At 66.3% G+C, this 17506-nt stretch carries 16 protein-coding genes; 8 read left to right on the forward strand and 8 right to left on the reverse strand.

The window, feature by feature from the left end; genetic code table 11:
• Nucleotides 1-9: 9 nt before the first annotated feature.
• Entirely contained in the window at nucleotides 10-1491 is a 1482-nt protein-coding gene (locus VZ068_RS02420; RefSeq protein ID WP_349656797.1) for a benzaldehyde dehydrogenase, read from the forward strand.
• A 134-nt stretch (nucleotides 1492-1625) separates the two neighbouring features.
• Here the strand turns inward: VZ068_RS02420 and VZ068_RS02425 are convergent, their stop codons facing one another.
• A complete protein-coding gene (locus VZ068_RS02425) occupies nucleotides 1626-2522 on the reverse strand; it encodes a helix-turn-helix domain-containing protein (protein ID WP_349656798.1) in 897 nt (298 codons plus the stop codon).
• A gap of 96 nt (nucleotides 2523-2618) precedes the next feature.
• Here VZ068_RS02425 and pobA point away from each other — a divergent pair, with 96 nt between their 5' ends.
• Nucleotides 2619-3806, forward strand: coding sequence for a 4-hydroxybenzoate 3-monooxygenase (gene pobA / locus VZ068_RS02430; RefSeq protein WP_349656799.1), 1188 nt, complete (start codon nucleotides 2619-2621; stop codon nucleotides 3804-3806).
• 212 nt (nucleotides 3807-4018) lie between these two features.
• Nucleotides 4019-4531 (forward strand): nuclear transport factor 2 family protein, encoded by a 513-nt coding sequence (locus tag VZ068_RS02435; RefSeq protein ID WP_184409551.1) that lies wholly within the window; start codon nucleotides 4019-4021, stop codon nucleotides 4529-4531.
• A 115-nt stretch (nucleotides 4532-4646) separates the two neighbouring features.
• Here VZ068_RS02435 and glpK read toward each other — a convergent pair whose 3' ends face one another.
• The 7 genes from glpK to VZ068_RS02470 all read right to left on the reverse strand — a co-directional run bounded on the left by glpK (nucleotide 4647) and on the right by VZ068_RS02470 (nucleotide 12854).
• Entirely contained in the window at nucleotides 4647-6146 is a 1500-nt protein-coding gene (glpK, locus tag VZ068_RS02440) for a glycerol kinase GlpK (RefSeq protein WP_259155928.1), read from the reverse strand.
• 132 nt (nucleotides 6147-6278) lie between these two features.
• Entirely contained in the window at nucleotides 6279-7100 is an 822-nt protein-coding gene (locus tag VZ068_RS02445; RefSeq protein WP_259168580.1) for an MIP/aquaporin family protein, read from the reverse strand.
• Nucleotides 7101-7270: 170 nt separating this feature from the next.
• A complete protein-coding gene (glpD, locus tag VZ068_RS02450) occupies nucleotides 7271-8785 on the reverse strand; it encodes a glycerol-3-phosphate dehydrogenase (protein ID WP_349656800.1) in 1515 nt (504 codons plus the stop codon).
• A gap of 221 nt (nucleotides 8786-9006) precedes the next feature.
• Nucleotides 9007-9834, reverse strand: coding sequence for a DeoR family transcriptional regulator (locus tag VZ068_RS02455; RefSeq protein WP_259168584.1), 828 nt, complete (start codon nucleotides 9832-9834; stop codon nucleotides 9007-9009).
• Nucleotides 9835-9975: 141 nt separating this feature from the next.
• Complete coding sequence (locus VZ068_RS02460) at nucleotides 9976-10959, reverse strand: PDR/VanB family oxidoreductase (protein ID WP_259168585.1); 984 nt, start codon at nucleotides 10957-10959, stop codon at nucleotides 9976-9978.
• Nucleotides 10952-11755, reverse strand: coding sequence for a GntR family transcriptional regulator (locus VZ068_RS02465; protein ID WP_349656801.1), 804 nt, complete (start codon nucleotides 11753-11755; stop codon nucleotides 10952-10954). Before VZ068_RS02465 ends, VZ068_RS02460 begins: the two co-directional genes overlap by 8 nt.
• 22 nt (nucleotides 11756-11777) lie before the next feature.
• Nucleotides 11778-12854, reverse strand: coding sequence for an aromatic ring-hydroxylating dioxygenase subunit alpha (locus VZ068_RS02470; protein WP_259155921.1), 1077 nt, complete (start codon nucleotides 12852-12854; stop codon nucleotides 11778-11780).
• Nucleotides 12855-13108: 254 nt separating this feature from the next.
• On the opposite strand from VZ068_RS02470, the gene VZ068_RS02475 reads away from it, so the two are divergent.
• From VZ068_RS02475 to pcaG, 5 genes are all read left to right on the forward strand, one after another.
• Nucleotides 13109-13972, forward strand: coding sequence for a CoA-transferase (locus tag VZ068_RS02475; protein ID WP_349656802.1), 864 nt, complete (start codon nucleotides 13109-13111; stop codon nucleotides 13970-13972).
• Nucleotides 13969-14757: a CoA-transferase subunit beta gene (locus VZ068_RS02480; RefSeq protein WP_349656803.1), complete on the forward strand. Its 789-nt coding sequence runs from the start codon at nucleotides 13969-13971 to the stop codon at nucleotides 14755-14757. The genes VZ068_RS02475 and VZ068_RS02480 overlap by 4 nt, the downstream gene beginning before the upstream one ends.
• Nucleotides 14754-15962 (forward strand): 3-oxoadipyl-CoA thiolase, encoded by a 1209-nt coding sequence (pcaF, locus tag VZ068_RS02485; RefSeq protein WP_259155918.1) that lies wholly within the window; start codon nucleotides 14754-14756, stop codon nucleotides 15960-15962. The genes VZ068_RS02480 and pcaF overlap by 4 nt, the downstream gene beginning before the upstream one ends.
• A gap of 83 nt (nucleotides 15963-16045) precedes the next feature.
• The gene (pcaH, locus tag VZ068_RS02490) at nucleotides 16046-16777 is read left to right on the forward strand and encodes a protocatechuate 3,4-dioxygenase subunit beta (protein ID WP_259155917.1); all 732 of its coding nucleotides are present in this window, start codon (nucleotides 16046-16048) and stop codon (nucleotides 16775-16777) included.
• A 4-nt stretch (nucleotides 16778-16781) separates the two neighbouring features.
• Nucleotides 16782-17345 (forward strand): protocatechuate 3,4-dioxygenase subunit alpha, encoded by a 564-nt coding sequence (gene pcaG, locus VZ068_RS02495; protein WP_349656804.1) that lies wholly within the window; start codon nucleotides 16782-16784, stop codon nucleotides 17343-17345.
• Nucleotides 17346-17506: the final 161 nt, after the last annotated feature.

Below are 17506 nucleotides of genomic sequence, written 5' to 3' on the forward strand. Positions count from 1 at the left end.
GGCTAGACCATGAATGCTCTTCCCAGCGCAGCGGTTGCTGCGAATGCGACACCCGCGTGGCACGGCTGCATCTTCAATGGCGAGTGGGTGCCGGGCCACGGCGGCGCGTTGCCGATCCATGAGCCGGCCACCGGCGGGTTGTTGCACGAGGTGAGCAAGGCCGATCTGGCCGATGTTGCCGTCGCCATTGCACAGGCCAAACAGGCGCAGCGCGCCTGGGCCGCCACCGCGCCGCGCGAACGCGCGGCGGTCTTTCACCGCGCCGCACAGGCGATGCAGGCACGCAGTGCCGAAGCCGCATTGCTGATCGCACGCGAAACCGGCGGCATCCTGCCCAAGGCGCAGCGTGAGGTCGATGAAGCGGTGGTGTTCTACCAGCAGGCTGCCGGCCTGCCGTTGCAGGCGATGGGGCAGGTGCTGCCGACCGGCGCCGGCCAGCTCAGCCTGGCCCGCCATCTGCCGCTGGGCGTGGTGGCGGTGATATCGCCGTTCAACTTTCCGTTGATCCTGTCGCTGCGTTCGGTGGCGCCGGCATTGGCGATGGGCAATGCGGTGATCCTCAAGCCGGATCCGCGCACGCCCTACACCGGTGGCGTGATCATTGCGCAGGTGCTGGAAGAAGCCGGCCTGCCCAAGGGGTTGCTGCACGTGCTGCACGGCGATGCGCAAATTGGCCAGGCGCTGGTGGAAGCGCCTGATGTACCCATGATCGCCTTCACCGGCTCGACTGCGGCCGGCCGCCGCATTGGCGAAATTGCCGGGCGACACCTGAAAAAAGTGTCACTGGAGCTGGGCGGCAACAATGCGGTGATCGTGCTCGACGATGCGGACCTGGACCGCGCCGCCTCGGCGATTGCCTTCGGTGCGTACATGCACCAGGGACAGATCTGCATGGCCACCGGACGGGTGCTGGTACAGCGCAGCGTGGCCGACGCGCTGACCCAGCGTCTTGCGGAAAAAGCACGGCATCTGCCGGTGGGCGACCCGGTCAGCGGCACCGTGGCATTGGGGCCGATCATCGATCAGCGCCAGCTGCAGCGCGTGATCGACATCGTCACCGACAGCGTCGCCGCCGGCGCGGTGGTGGAAGCCGGGGCAACCAACGAAGGGTTGTTCTACGCAGCGACCGTGTTGTCCAACGTGCGTCCGGGCATGCGCGTGTTCGATGAGGAAGTGTTCGGGCCGGTGATCAACATCACCGTGTTCGACACCGATGAAGAGGCCGCGCAAATGGCCAACCACGGTGAATATGGGTTGGCTGCCGGCATCATGTCGACCTCGGTGTCGCGGGCGCTGGCGCTGGGCGAGCGCCTGCATACCGGCTTGCTGCACATCAACGACCAGACCGTGGCCGATGAAGTGATCAACCCGTTCGGCGGCACCGGCGCATCCGGCAACGGCACCAGCGTCGGTGGTCCTGCCGATTGGGAGCAGTACACGCACTGGCAATGGCTGACGATCAAGAGCGAGGTGCCGCAGTACCCGTTCTGATGGCAGGTGCCGAGGTCGATGGATTGGCCCTGGCACCGGCTGCAGGCATGGCGGGATTGCGTCGCAGTGTCCGCGTCCAGATCGTCGCCGTGGCTTGGCGCGTTGTTCCGGCGTTCCAGCAGCGCTGGATCCACTCACTCGCCGGTGCGGAAATGCGTCGGTGAGCAGCCTGCATGCCGCGCGAAGTAACGGCTGAAATACGCAGCATCGAAAAATCCAAGTGCTGCGGCAATCTGCTGAACGCTCAAACTGGTATAGCGCAGGTTGCGCCGTGCTTCGAGCATGATGCGGCGCTGTAGCAGTTCCAGGGCCGAGGCATCGGCAAGCCGCCGGCACACCGCATTGAGATGTCCCGGCGTCAGCCCCAGCTGGTCGGCGTAGCGGGAAATCGGCCAATGCGCGCGATAGTGCCGGTCGATCAGGGTTTGATACGCGCGCAGATGACGCAGCGCCGGATCGGCTTGCGCGTTGGCCACGGCCGCGTCTTGCAGGCCTTGCAGTGCGGCGCGCGCTGTCCAGATCACCAGCTGCGTCGCTGCGGCCTGCAGTGCGGCCTCGTGCCCGACGCGCTGATGCGCATGGTCATCGGCGATGCTGCCGAACAATACGTCGAGCAGGCGTTGCGATGCATTGACCGGCAGTACAGCGGGCATCGACAGGCAGGATTGCAGCAGCGGTGCCGCACTCAACGCGCTGCGCACCAGAGGCATGCACAAGGTGATGATGTGCCCGCGTACCCGCGGGTCGAACGCAAACCCGTGCACGCACAGCGGCGGCAGCCACACGAGGTTGGCGCCACGCAGACGCTGGGTGCGTCCATCCAGTTGCAGCGTCGCCGGCCCGCGCTGCACATACAGCAGCTGCGCCAGATCTTCATGCCGGTGCGGGGTGATGTGCCAGTCGTGCAGCCGGCTGCGCGCGGCAATCGATTCCCAATGCAGTAATTCCGGCGCATCGACGTGCCGCTCGCCGTACAGGCCGAAGGCGGGAACCGCAGCGATCGCAGCAGCATTGCGTGTGCGTGTAGGCATCGTCGAAAAGTCCAAGCACTGCGCGCAATCATCCCTTCAATGGACGCGTTTGGCTACCGACACTGCAGGCCTGATCATTGAAGGCAGGAGCGCCCCATGCGGACGCAAATTGCAATCATCGGCGCCGGGCCATCGGGCCTGCTGCTGGGCGAACTGTTGCTGCGTGCCGGCATCGACACGCTCATCGTCGAGCGGCAGACACCGCAACACGTGTTGGGGCGCATCCGCGCCGGGGTGTTGGAGCAGGGCAGTGTGGAGTTGCTGCAACGTGCCGGTGTGGGCGAGCGCCTGCAGCGTGAGGGCCTGCCGCATCATGGCTTCGAACTGTCGCTCGATGGCCAGCGTGAGCGCATCGATCTGCTGCGCGGTTGCGGCCGCGGGGTCACGGTCTACGGCCAGACCGAGGTCACGGCCGATCTGATGCAGGCGCGCCAGCGCAGTGGCGCGCCGACCTACTACGGCGCAGGCGAGGTCACCCTGCACGCACTGGACAGCGCCGCACCCAGCGTGGAATTCACGCATGACGGTGGCCGCATGCGCGTTGCCTGCGACTACATCGTCGGCTGCGACGGCTTTCATGGGGTCAGCCGCGCCAGCATCCCGGCCGAGCGGATGCGCCTGTTCGAACGCGTCTATCCGTTCGGCTGGCTGGGGGTGCTGGCCGATACGCCGCCTGTGCATGATGAGCTGATCTATGCGCGTCACAGGCGTGGCTTTGCCTTGTGCTCGATGCGATCGCCCACGCGTACGCGCTATTACGTGCAGGTACCCGCGGACGCCCGTGTGGAAGCCTGGAGCGATGCGGCGTTCTGGGATGCGTTGCGCGCACGCTTGCCGGATGCGTTGGCCGAACAATTGGTCACCGGCCCATCGCTCGAAAAGAGCATCGCGCCGCTGCGCAGTTTCGTCGCCGAGCCGATGCAGTACGGTCGCCTGTTTCTGGCCGGCGATGCGGCGCATATTGTGCCGCCCACCGGCGCCAAGGGGCTGAACCTGGCGTTGGCCGATGTCGGCCTGCTTGCGCAGCTGTTCGCACGCTGGAAGGTCTCCGGCGATGCCGATGTGTTGCGGCAGTACTCGTCCCTGGCGCTGCAGCGGGTGTGGAAGGCCGAGCGATTTTCGTGGTGGATGACCACGCTGCTGCATACCTTCGACGACGAAGATGCCTTCACTGCGCGCATCCGCCAGGCCGAGCTGGAGTATCTGCTCGGCAGCGAGGCCGGCCGCGCGACCATCGCTGAAAACTATGCGGGACTGCCGCTGGCCGAGGTGGCCGAGCGCTGAGACAGCCTGGTTTAAGGTGATTTTTTTATTACCAGGCAGTTGCAAAGTGCCCTGGTGCACTTCGCGTAGGCTAGCGCGACAGCGGATGTGCTCGGTAGGGTGGCGTGGACGCGTGGCGGTTGCTGTCTGTGCATGGACGCGTCATTGCCCCAATCGCGCCGTGCGCCAACTCCCCCGTGAGCGCATGGCCCGTTTCCTCCCAGGAGATCCCCATGAAAAAGATTGTTTCCCGCGCCTTGTTGCTGATCATGCTGGTCGCACCGATGGCGGCGTTCGCGCAGACCGCCGTCACTGAAAACACCAATCACCAGAAGTTGCTGCTCGGTTCCAATTGGTACGAAACCGCCAACAAGCGGCTGGTTTACGACTTCTGGCGCATCGTGTTCGAAGCCGGGCAGGTGCAGTACGCACCGATGTACATGGACAAGAACTACATCCAGCACAACCCGAATGTCGCCAATGGGCGCGATGCGTTCATTGCATTCCTGACTGCCTTCGTGAAGCCGACTCCGGTGCAGCCGCGCGTGCAGTTGCCGTTGGTCGCCATCACCGCCGATGGCGATCTGGTCACGCTGGTGTCGGTGCGCACGCTTCCGGACCCGCGTAACCCCGGCAAGACCTATACCACCACGTGGTTCGATATGTTCCGCATCGAAAAGGGTCTGATCAAGGAACATTGGGACCCGGACACCATCGCCGGTCGCGCAAATACCGGCGGCCAGTAATTGCTGCGGCATTGCAGGGCTGCAGCCTGCAGCCCTGCAATGCGTGTCCCATGCGAATAGCTCCCCCAGCGTTGCGCCCACCCGATGGTGGGCGCAGTCGTTTCGATGGAAGCGCTCAGCTTATCCGGAAGCCCATCGTCGCTTCCACCGCCTGCTGCCAGCCGGCATACAGTTGTTCGCGCTTGTCCTCGGCCATGGTCGGCTCGAAGCGGCGATCCACCGCCCACTGCTTGGCGATCTCTTCGCGGCTGCTCCAGAACCCGGTTGCCAAGCCGGCCAGATAGGCCGCGCCGAGCGCCGTGGTTTCGGCCACTTCCGGGCGCAGCACCGGCACGTTGAGCATGTCGCTCTGGAACTGCGCCATGAAATCGTTGGCGATCGCGCCACCATCGGCGCGCAGTTCCTTCAGTTCGATACCCGAATCGGCCTGCATCGCGGTCAACACGTCGCGGGTCTGGTACGCCATCGATTCCACCGCCGCGCGCACGAAATGTTCCTTGGTGGTGCCGCGGGTCAGCCCGAACACCGCGCCGCGGATATCGCTGCGCCAGTACGGCGCACCCAGGCCGACGAAGGCCGGCACCAGATAGACCCCGTCGTTGTCGCCGGCGCGTTCGGCATAGGCCTGTGAGTCGCTGGCCTTGCCGAGCATGCGCAGGCCGTCGCGCAGCCATTGCACCACCGACCCTGCGACGAAGATCGAGCCTTCCAGCGCATATTCGACCTTGCCGTCGATGCCCCAGGCAATCGTGGTCAACAAGCCGGCCTTGGACGCGACCGCCTTGTCGCCGGTATTCATCAGCGCAAAGCAGCCGGTGCCGTAGGTGTTCTTGGCCATGCCCGGTTCGAAGCAGGCCTGGCCGAACAACGCCGCCTGCTGGTCGCCGGCAATCCCTGCGATCGGCACCTGCTCGCCATAGAAATACTGGGTCTGGGTCATGCCGTAGATTTCGCTGGACGAGCGCACCTCCGGCAGCATCTCCTTCGGCACGTCGAGCATCGCCAGCAGCTCGGCGTCCCACTCCAGCGTGTGGATGTTGTACATCAAGGTGCGCGAGGCATTGGTGTAGTCGGTGACGTGCACCTTGCCGCCGGTGAGATTCCAGATCAGCCAGCTGTCGATGGTGCCGAAGGCCAGTTCGCCGTTGCGCGCGCGCTCGCGTGCGCCGTCCACGTGATCGAGGATCCACTTGACCTTGGTCCCGGAAAAATACGCATCGATCAGCAGGCCGGTCTTGTCGCGCACCATCTGCTCGTGCCCGGCGTCCTTGAGTTGCGTACAGATGTCCTTGGTCTGCCGCGATTGCCACACGATGGCGTTGTAGATCGGCTGGCCGGTGGCCTTGTCCCACACCACCGCGGTCTCGCGCTGGTTGGTGATGCCGATGCCGGCGATCGAGCGCGCATCGATCTGCGCATTGTTGAGCAGCTCGGTGATCGTGGTGTAGACGCTGGTCATGATCTCGCGCGGGTTGTGTTCCACCCAGCCCGGCTGCGGAAAGATCTGGCCGAACTCGCGCTGCGCCACGCCGGCCACCTTGCCGTTGCGGTCGAACAGCATCGCGCGCGAGCTGGTGGTGCCTTGATCGATCGCAAGGACGTATTGCTTTTCCATCGGAGATTCCTCGAACAATGCCGGCGCTGGCGCGCGGCGAGAAAGTGGGTAGTGCACGCCGCTGCTCGAAGGCCCATACATCCAGGGCCTGTCCGGCAGCGGCGCCGTGCTGTCAGTCGTGCAGCAGTGCGGTCAGCGCGGATCGCGCGGTGGTTTGCCGGCCTGCAGATGGCGCACGCGTGCCGGCAGGAAGGGCAGGATCAGCCACTGGTAGGCGAGCGCGCCGATCGGGCCGCCGATCAACGGTCCGACGATCGGGATCCACCAGTAGTTGTCCTTGGCCGGTAGTGCTGCCTCGCCCCAGCCGGCGAAGTAGGCGAACAGGCGCGGGCCGAAATCGCGCGCCGGATTCATCGCCCAGGCTTCCAGATAACCCATCGACGCGCCCAGCGTCGCCACCAGCAGACCGATCATCAGCGCGCCGGAGTTGGCGGTCGGCGCGGCTTCGTTGAATTGTTCGGTGATGGCGAAGATGCCGAAGATCAGGAACGCGGTGATGATGATCTGGTCGACCAGCGCATGCATCGGCGTGACCGCCAGACCAGGTGCGGTGAAGAACACACCGGCCGCGCCGCCGGCTTCGCGCGTCAGCTGCTGCACCTGGTTGAAATGGTCGATCACCGGCCCGTACAACTGATAGACGATGGCCGCGCCCAGGAAGGCGCCGATGACCTGGGCGATCCAGTACGGCACCACCTTTTTCCACGAGAAATCGCGGAACAGTGCCAGCGCCAGCGTCACCGCCGGATTGGCATGCGTGCCCGACACCGAGCCGGTGACATAGATCGCCAGCGTCACTGCCAGGCCCCAGGCGATACACACGCCCCAATAGGCGTTCTGATAGGGACTGGGGTCATAGAGGATGTACATCGCCGCGACCGAGTCGCCCAGCGCGATGATGATGAACATCGCGACCGCTTCGGAAATCAACTCACCTACGAGTTGGCGGTTCATGCGCGCATGCTCGCGAGAAGATCATCGCAACGCGCAGGCGATTGCAACACGCGCGTCGGCGCGCAGGGGGAGTGGGTCGTGCTCATCGGGGGTGCCCTCCACAGGGTGATGCAGGCAGTGCGCCAGGATACGTTGCCGGACGACCCGTCCTCGCCGGCAACGCGGTGTGTTCAAACGGTCGCGAGCTCGGCGGGTTGGAGCGCCTGCGTCTGCAGGTACGCTTCCAGCCGCTGACGTCCTTCCGCATCGATCCGCAGCCCGAGTTTGCTGCGACGCCACAGGATATCGTCGGCGGTCTGCGCCCATTCGTGGTGACGCAGGTAGTCCACCTCGGCCTGGTACAGATCTGCACCGAAGTGCTCGCCCAGCCCGGCCACGTTCTGCGCATCGCCCAGCAGCCGTTCCGCGCAGGTGCCGTAATTGCGCACCAGCCGCTGCGCGGTGGCGGCAGGCAGCCAGGGGCGCGCGTTGCGCACGCGCTCAAGCAGGCTGGCGATATCGCGCTGTTCACCGCCCGGCAGCGCATCGCCGCGCGCGGTCCATGCCGGCTTGCGTGCGCCCAGCGCATGCGTGAGCCGGTCGACGGCCTCTTCGGCGAGCTTGCGGTAGGTGGTCAACTTGCCGCCGAACACATTGAGCAACGGCGCGCCGTCGGTGATGACCTCCAGTTGATAGTCGCGCGTCACCTCGGCGGCATTGTCTTCGGCATCGTCCAGCAGCGGGCGCACGCCACTGTAGTTCCACACCACATCGGCAGGGCTGATCTGTTGCTGGAAATACAGGTTCACCGCATCGCACAGGTACTGGATCTCGGCCGCATCGATCCGGGGAGCGGCGGGGTCGGCCTCGTAGTCGACGTCGGTGGTGCCGATCAAGGTGAAGTCGTGCTCGTAAGGAATGGCGAACACGATGCGCCGGTCCGGTTGCTGGAAGATGTAGGCGTGATCGTGATCGAACAGCTTGGGCACCACGATGTGGCTGCCCTTGACCAGGCGCAGCGCGTGCTGATGCGGCACCGCGGCAACCTTGTCCAGGAACGACACCGCCCACGGCCCGGCGGCATTGGCCAGTGCGCGCGCCTGCACGGTGCGGCGACGGCCATCGCGGTCCTCGAGCTCGGCGTACCAGAAGCCGGCATCGCGCCAGGCACCCACGCAGCGCGTGCGGGTATGGATCTGGGCGCCGCGCTTTGCCGCGTCCATCGCATTGAGCACCACCAACCGTGCGTCCTGCACCCAGGCGTCGGAGTACACGAAGCCGGTGCGCAGCGATTCCTGCAACGGCTGCCCGACCGGGTGGGTGCGCAGCGACAGGCGCCGCGAGCGCGGCAGGCTGCGCTTGCTGCCCCCCAGATGGTCGTACAGAAACAGGCCGGCGCGGATCATCCACGCCGGACGCAGATGCGGCTGATGCGGCAACAGAAAGCGCAATGGCCAGATGATGTGCGGGGCCAGCCGCAGCAGCACTTCGCGCTCGGCCAGCGCCTTGCCGACCAGCGCGAACTCGTACTGCTCCAGATAGCGCAGGCCGCCATGGATCAGCTTGGTACTGGCGCTGCTGGTATGCGCGGCCAGATCGTCCTGCTCGCACAGGCACACCGACAGGCCACGTCCGGCCGCATCGCGGGCGATGCCGACCCCGTTGATGCCGCCGCCTACCACCAGAAGATCGTACGTCTCGCCCATCGGTGCCTCCGTCCAGGTGCGCTACGAGCGAACCTAAGTTGTCATGTTCGAACATATTCGAACATCAAACCTTTTCGGGGCGTGAAGAAATGGATTGCCTGTAAATCAAGGCAAATTAAACGATAAAGGCAATAGATTGCTGGAAATCGATTCATTGAGCAAATCGAAAATTGGCGTTGAGCCGAAGTCCGCGGGTCACAAACGCACTTAAACGAACAATCTCAGTTGCCGCCGTCGGCATCTGCCAGGTGCACCCGGGTGCCGGCCTCGGCCAGCACCTTGGCCAGTTCCTGCGGCGGCGGTCGGTCGGTGAACCAGTCGTGCACCTGGGCGATCGCCCCCAGCCGCACCATGGCGTTGCGGCCGAACTTGCTGTGGTCGGCGGCCAGCACCACCTGGCGCGAGTGCTCGATGATGGCCTGGGCCACGCGCACTTCCTGGTAGTCGAAATCCAGCAGGGTGCCGTCCAGGTCGATGCCGGAAATGCCGATCACCCCGAAGTCCACCTTGAACTGGCGGATCAGTTCCACCGTGGCCTCGCCGGTCACGCCCTGATCGCGCCCGCGCACCACGCCGCCGGCCACGATCACCTCGAAACTGGGGTTGGCGCTCAGCATCACCGCCACGTTGAGGTTGTTGGTGATCACGCGCAGGCCGCGATGCTGCAGCAACGCGCGCGCGACCTCCTCGTTGGTGGTGCCGAGATTGATGAACAGCGAGGCATCGTCGGGAATGAAACGCGCGACGTGTGTGGCGATGTGCTGTTTCTCGCGTGCCTGCAGCGCCTTGCGCGCGGTGTAGGCCAGGTTTTCCACGCTCGAAGGCATGCTGACGCCGCCGTGATAGCGGCGCAGCACGCCGGCATCGCACAGCAAGGTCAGATCGCGCCGAATGGTTTGCGGGGTGACCTCAAAGCGCGTGGCCAGGCCTTCGACATCGGCAAAGCCCTGCTGCCGGACCAGCGCCACCAATTGTTCCTGGCGCGGGTTCAATGCCGGCGCCGGGACAGTCCTGTAGTGAGTTGACTCCATGCGCAGATGATCGCGCATGCGCGTGAGGATGCAAGCACGGCAGTCTCTGGCGAGTGTCCGTCCGGCGTGCGGGGCGATTCACGCCGCCGCAGAGCGCATGTTGCGCTCAGCAGCATCGCGCCAGCGCAACGGCCGGCGCGGTGCGCATGACGGCAGCGCTCAGCCCAGCTCGCCGCGGTAGCCGGTGTCGATGCTGATGCTGCCGCCCACCGCACGCGACACGCAGGCGCACAGCTTGCGATTCTCGCGGCGTTGTTCGTCGCTGAAGAACACATCGCGATGATCGATGTCGGCGGCGCTGTCGAGCACCTCCACCGCGCACAAGCCGCACTCGCCACGACGGCATTCGGCGATCAATTCGACCCCGGCGTCGGCCAGCGCATCGAGCATCGATTCGTTTTCGGCCACCGGTACTTCCAGGCCGAGCGCAGGCAGCTTGACCACGAACGCCTGCGCCGGCACCCGCCCGCTATTGCCGAAGGTTTCGAAATGCAGCCGCGCGCGCGGACGCCCGGCGGCATGCCAGTGCTGGCGTACCGCCTCCAGCATGCCCAGCGGCCCGCACACATAGACCTCGGCGTTGGGCGAGAGCCGTGCCAGTTCGGCGGCAAGATCGGGCGGGCCGTCGGTGTCGTCGCAATGCAGCTGCAGGCGCGCGCCGAGCAGCGCCTCCAACTGGTCGACGTAGGCCATCGCGCTGCGCGAGCGCCCGACATACAGCAGGCGGAACGCCTGGTGCCGCTGCGCCAGCCGCTGTGCCATGCCCAGGATCGGCGTGATGCCGATACCGCCGGCGATCAACAGGATTTCCTCGCCGCTCTCGTCCAGCGCAAAGTTGTTGCTCGGAGGCGACATTTCCACCACGTCGCCCGGCTGCAGCGTCCACATATGCAGCGAGCCGCCACGGCTGTCCGGCATCTGCCGTACTGCGATCTGGTAGTAGCCATCCGCACGCGGCTCGCCCACCAGCGAGTAAGAGCGCACATCGCTGCGGCCGTTCAACTGCAGGCGAAAATCCAGGTGGCTGCCCACCTCGAAGGCACGCGCTGCAGTGCCTGGGTCGAGAACGATTTCGCGCACGCCTGCGCAGGCATCGGCGATGCTGACGACATGGGCGCGATGCCATTGGGTGTCTTTACGCATGGGGAACTCCAGGCACAAGAGCGTGCCGTTCAAGGCTTGCGGTGGATGCGTGGGCGCGGCCGAGCAGGGCGCCACCGCGCACCTTGGCGATCGCCGTGGGGGTTTGCAGGAGGTGGCGCAGATTGCGGTGGGCCAGACGGGCGTGCTCGCGCACCAGCGCTTCGGCGCGGCTGCCCTGACGCTGTGCGATGGCGGCAATCACTTCGCGATGCTGGTCCTGCGCGACGGTCAGGATCACCTGCGCGTCGGCAGCGCTGGTCTGGGCCATGACCAGGCTGTTGGGCGAAGCGAATGGCAGCTGCAGCACACGGGTGAGCTCGCGGCCGAGCACGTCGCTGCCGGCCATCGCCACCAGCAGGGCATGGAACAGCGCGTTGGCCTGGACATAGGCGGCGAAGTCGATGGCATCCTGCGGCGCGCCGACGATGGCATCGAGCGTCTCCAGCAGCTGGTGCGCCTGCGCCAACTGCGCGGCGGTGGCCCCGCGCTCGGCGGCCATGCGGGCGGCCAGGCCTTCGAGGGTGCCGCGCAGTTCGATGGCGTCGTATACGTCGTGCTCGCTGAAGGCCTGCACCGCGTAGCCGCCGCCCGGCAGCGCACTGGCCAGCCCTTCTTCGCACAGGCGCTGCAATGCGGCGCGTACCGGCGTGCGCGACATGCCCAGCCGCTGCACCACCGCCACTTCGGACAGTCGCGCACCGGCGGGCAGGGTGCCGTCGAGGATCAGCTCGCGCAGCGAGAGCAGCGCGCGCGTGGTCTGCGCCGCGCTGCTGTGGAACGGTGTGGTCGGTGGCATGGTGGTCTCCTGTGCGCTGCGCTCAGCCCACCATGCGCAGCGACAGATCCTGCGCGCGCTGTTCGTGCGCGATCAGGCGGTCGATCACCCGCCGCGCCCACATGCCGCCGGCATCGACGTTGAGGTTGTAGAAGGTGTGATCCGGATGCGCGTCTATGGCGCGCTGTTGCGCCTCCAGTACCGCCTCGTCCTCGCCGAACACACCGGTGACGCCGGCGCGGGTGAGCGTGGTCAGGGATTGATCGTGCAACGCGTAGTTGCGCATGAACGCCCAGAAATAATGGCAGGTGGTATCGGTCTCCGGCGTAATCGTGTTGAGTACGTAGCCGTTGACGCCCTGGCTGCGGTCGCCCTCCGGCGCGCCGGTGCCGGCGATGGCCACACCGACATCGATGGCGATGGTGCCGGGCGCTTCGAAGCGGATGATCTGCCAGCGGTCGACCTTGCCGTGGTAATCCAGATGCCGCGCGATCTGGCTGGCCCAGAACGGCGGCGCGTCGATATTGCGCATCCAGCGCGACACCACCACCGAGCGGTCGCCATGCACCACATCGAAGGGCGCCTCGGCGATCTCGTCCTGGCCGATGCTCGAGCCATGCACGAAGGTCTCGTGGGTCAGGTCCATCAGGTTGTCCAGCACCAGCCGGTAGTCGCACTTGGCGTAGATGGTGCGGCCATCGCCGGCCCAGGCCGGGTCGTGCGCCCAGTGCAGGTCGGGGATCAACGCGGTGTCGGCCTTGGCCGGGTCGCCCGGCCAGATCCACACGTAGCGGTGCTTCTCTGCCACCGGAAAACTGCGCACGCAGGCCGAGGGGTTGATGGTCTCCTGCGAGGGCATGTGCACGCAGCGGCCCTGGGTGTTGTAGACCAGGCCGTGATAGCCGCACACCACATCGTCGCCGCGCAGCTTGCCCATCGACAGCGGCACCAGCCGGTGCCAGCAGGCGTCTTCCAGCGCGACCACCGCACCGGCGGTGGTGCGGTAGACCACCACTTCGAGGTTGCAGACCTTGCGCGGGGTCAGGGCGTGCTTGATTTCGTGGTCCCAGGCGACGGCATACCACGCGTTGAGGGGAAACAGCGGCTTGGACTGGGACATGACCGTGACTCCTGGGGTTTTTGTATACAACCTGGGGTACGCATCGACGCACTGCGCCGGCCTGCAACCAGTTGACGCGCATGCCAGCGCTGGCGTCTGCTTGCAGGCGAAGTTATGTATACACCGGAGACAATGTTGGAGCATGACCGCGCAACGGAAATTGTGCGATTATCGAATTCAATCGCCGATAATCGTATTGACCGGCTGTTGGGCCGGCCCTACCGTGGCTGCACATTCGCAGCGGTGTCTTGCCCATGGCCGAAATCGTCGCTCTGTCAGATGCGGTGTCCCACCTGATTGCCGATGGCGATTGCGTGGCGATGGAAGGCTTTACCCATCTGATCCCGCATGCGGCCGGCCATGAGGTGATCCGCCAGCGCAAACGCGATCTGCGCCTGGTGCGCATGACTCCGGACCTGATCTACGACCAGCTGATCGGTGCCGGTTGCGCGTCGGCGTTGCGGTTTTCGTGGGGCGGCAATCCGGGGGTCGGCTCGCTGCACCGGCTGCGCGATGCGGTCGAACACGCCTGGCCGCAGCCGCTGCAGATCCGCGAACACAGTCACGCCGACATGGCCAACGCCTATGTCGCCGGCGCCTCCGGGCTACCGTTTGCGGTGTTGCGCGGATATGTCGGCTCGGACCTGCCGCGCGTCAACGACAGCATCAAGTTCCTGCAATGCCCGTACACGGGCGAGACGCTGGCCACCACGCCGGCGGTGAATCCCGATGTCACCGTGATCCACGCGCAGCAGGCCGACCGCCGCGGCAACGTGTTGCTGTGGGGCATTCTTGGCGTGCAGAAGGAGGCGGCACTGGCCGCGCGCAAGGTGATCGTGACGGTGGAACACATCGTCGACTCGCTCGACGCACCACCCAATGCCTGCATCCTGCCGCGCTGGGTGGTCGATGCGGTGTGCCACGTGCCTGGCGGTGCCGCGCCGTCGTACGCGCATGGCTACTACGCCCGCGACAACCGCTTTTATCTGGGCTGGGACGCGATCGCGCGCGACCGCGCGCGGTTCCAGGCGTGGATCCAGACGCATATTCTCGACACCGACGATTTCGCAGCGTTCCAGCGCGTCTACGCGCAATCTTTGCTGCAGGTGGCCGCATGAGCGAGTACAGCACCAACGAAATGATGACCGTGGCCGCCGCGCGCCGCCTGCCCGATGACGCGGTGTGCTTCGTCGGCATCGGCCTGCCATCCACCGCCGCCAACCTGGCGCGGCTGACGCATGCGCCGGATGTCACCCTGATCTACGAATCCGGACCGATCGGGGCGCGCCCGGACGTGCTGCCGTTGTCGATCGGCGACGGCGAGCTGGCCGAAACCGCCGACACCGTGGTCTCCACGCCGGAGATCTTCCGTTACTGGCTGCAGGGCGGTCGGGTGGATGTCGGCTTCCTGGGGGCGGCGCAGATCGATCGCCACGCCAACCTCAATACCACCGTGATCGGCGACTACGCAGCGCCGAAGACGCGCTTGCCCGGTGCCGGTGGCGCGCCGGAAATCGCGGCCAGCGCCAGGCAGGTGTTCATCATCATGCGGCAGTCCCGACGCAGCTTCGTGCCGGTGCTGGACTTCGTCACCACGGTCGGGCATCTGGACGGTGGCGATGCGCGGCAGCGTGCCGGCCTGCCTGGCGCCGGTCCTACCGTGGTGGTCACCGATCTGTGCGTGATGGAGCCCGATGCGCTCACCCGCGAACTCACCGTCACCTCGCTGCACCCGGGTATCAGCCGCGAACAGGTGAGCGCGGCGACCGGCTGGCCGATCCGCTTCGCCGCCGATCTTGCGCAGACCACCCCACCCAGCACTGCGGAATTGCAGGCGCTGCGCGCGCTGCAGGCACGCACCAATGCAGCGCATGGCAAGCAGGCCGCCGGAGCCGAGGCATGAGCGAGGTCTATCTGATCGATGGCATCCGCACGCCGATCGGCCGCTATGGCGGCGCGCTGTCCAGCGTGCGTGCCGACGACCTGGGCGCAGTGCCGATCGCCGCGTTGCTGGCCCGTCATCCGCAGCTGGACCCGGCCGGCATCGACGACGTGTATCTGGGCTGTGCCAACCAGGCCGGCGAAGACAACCGCAATGTCGCGCGCATGAGCGTGTTGCTGGCCGGGCTGCCGAGTTCGGTGCCGGGCAGCACCCTCAACCGTCTGTGCGGGTCGGGGCTGGATGCGATCGGCACGGTGGCACGCGGCATCCGCGCCGGCGAGCTGGGGTTGGCGCTTGCCGGCGGTGTCGAATCGATGTCGCGCGCGCCCTGGGTGATGGGCAAGGCCGAGGGCGCCTTCGCGCGAACCCAGCAGCTGGAAGACACCACCATGGGCTGGCGCTTCATCAACCCGCGCCTTCAGGCGGCCTATGGCACCGAGTTGATGGGCGAAACCGCCGAGAACGTCGCGCAGCGCCATGCCATCGCGCGCGAGGATCAGGACGCCTTCGCACTACGCAGCCAGCAGCGCGTCGCCGCCGCCCAGGCTGCCGGGTTCTTCGATGCGGAAATCACCTCGGTGCCGGTGGCTGCACGCAAGGGCGGCGATGCCGTCACCGTCGAATACGACGAAGCGCCGCGCCCGAACACCACCGCCGAGATGCTGGCCAAACTCAAGCCGGTGTTCCGCCAACCCGGCAGCGTGACTGCCGGCAATGCGTCCGGTATCAACGACGGAGCTGCCGCGTTGTTGCTGGCGTCAGCGCAGGCCGTGCAGACGCATCGGCTGACCCCCCGCGCACGGGTGCTGGGGTTCGCGTCGGCAGGTGTCGAGCCGGCTTACATGGGCATGGGCCCGGTGCCGGCCACGCAGCGTCTGTTGGCGCGTCTGAACCTGCGCATCGAACAGTTCGATGCTATCGAACTCAACGAAGCCTTCGCCGCGCAGGCGTTGGCGTGCCTGCGCGCATTCGGCTTGCCCGACGATGCAGCGCACGTCAACGCCAACGGCGGCGCCATTGCGCTGGGCCATCCGCTGGGCATGAGCGGTGCGCGGCTGGCGCTCACCTTGTTGCGGCAACTGGAAGCCAACAACGGCCGGCTCGGGCTGGCCAGCATGTGCGTCGGCGTGGGGCAGGGCGTGGCACTGGCGATCGAACGTCTGTGAGCCTGCCCGCTGCAACCACTGCGCCGCTATCGCACACCTACATTGCTTGACCATGCCGCAGTGCGGCGCAGGGAGATTTCACGATGCGCGATGCCCCCGTTGATCGGTCACTTGCAGACCCGCTGCTCGGCTACCGCCGTACCCGGCCCGGCACGCAGCCGGCCTATCTGCATCCGGCGTACGCCTCCACCACCTTGCGCGGCCCCACGCGCGCGCCGATCGACATCCCGGTCACGCTGTCGGAAGTCACCGGCCCGCGCCTGGATCGGCTCACCCTGGGCGAGCATGCAGCCGATCTCACCGCAGGGTTCGGTGGCGAGCCACTGGGCGAGCGCATCATCGTCTCCGGCCGCGTGCTCGACGAAAACGGCAGGCCCGTGCGCAACAGCGTGGTGGAAGTGTGGCAATGCAATGCCGCCGGCCGTTACCAGCACGCCGGCGATCGTCACGACGCACCGCTGGACCCCAACTTCCGCGGCACCGGCCAGGTGCTCACCGATGCGCATGGCCGCTACGTCTTCAAGACCATCAAGCCGGGCGCGTATCCGTGGCGCAATCACTACAACGCCTGGCGGCCGGCGCACATCCATTTTTCGTTGCATGGCGATGGCATCGGGCAACGGTTGATCACCCAGATGTATTTCCCCGGCGACCCGCTGCTGGCGCACGACCCGATCTACAACTGCGTCGACGATGCCCTGGCGCGCGAGCGCATGGTGTCCAGCTTCGACTGGGAAAACGCCATCAGCGAATATGCGCTGGCCTATCGCTTCGACATCGTGCTGCGTGGTCGCAAGCAAACGGTCTGGGAGTGAATCGATGAGCCTGCACGCAACCCCTTCGCAAACCGTCGGCCCGTATTACCTGCTTGGCCTGGAACCGCTGTATCGCGACCGGCTCGCACCGGCGCAGGCGGCCGGCACGCACGTGCAGATCAGCGGCTGCGTCTTCGATGGTGCCGGCGTGCCGGTGGCCGACGCGGTGCTGGAGCTGTGGCAGGCCGATGCCGCCGGCATCTACGCGCATGCCGCCGATGCCCGCCACCAGGCGCACGACGCCAGCTTCGATGGCTGGGGCCGGGTGCCCACCGATGCGCAGGGGCGCTTTTGCTTCAGCACGGTCAAGCCGGGTGTCGTCGCCGGGCCGCAGGGCAGTCCGCAGGCAGCACACCTGAGCGTGCTGGTGTTCATGCGCGGGCTGTTGCGCGGCGCATCGACGCGGTTGTACTTCGCCGATGACCCGCAACTGGACAGCGACCCGATCCTGGCGCTGGTGCCTCCCGAGCGCCGCACCACCCTGCTGGCCCAGCCCGCGGGCAATAACGCCTATAGCTGGGATATCCATATGCAAGGCGAGAGGGAAACCGTGTTCTTCCGGTATTGATTTGCAGATCGTCTGCAGCGCTGCACGCAGCCGCCGGTGTCCCTGCGCGAGGAGTCCGACCGGCAGCTGGTCGCGCCGGTACGCTGCGTACGGCACGCGATGACAGGCTGCGAGCGCGCACCGCGGTGCCCAGGGCGCGGATGCAACCCGGCGTGCATGCT

Origin of the sequence: Xanthomonas sp. 10-10, from assembly GCF_040182365.1 — a bacterium.
Lineage (GTDB): Bacteria > Pseudomonadota > Gammaproteobacteria > Xanthomonadales > Xanthomonadaceae > Xanthomonas > Xanthomonas arboricola_F.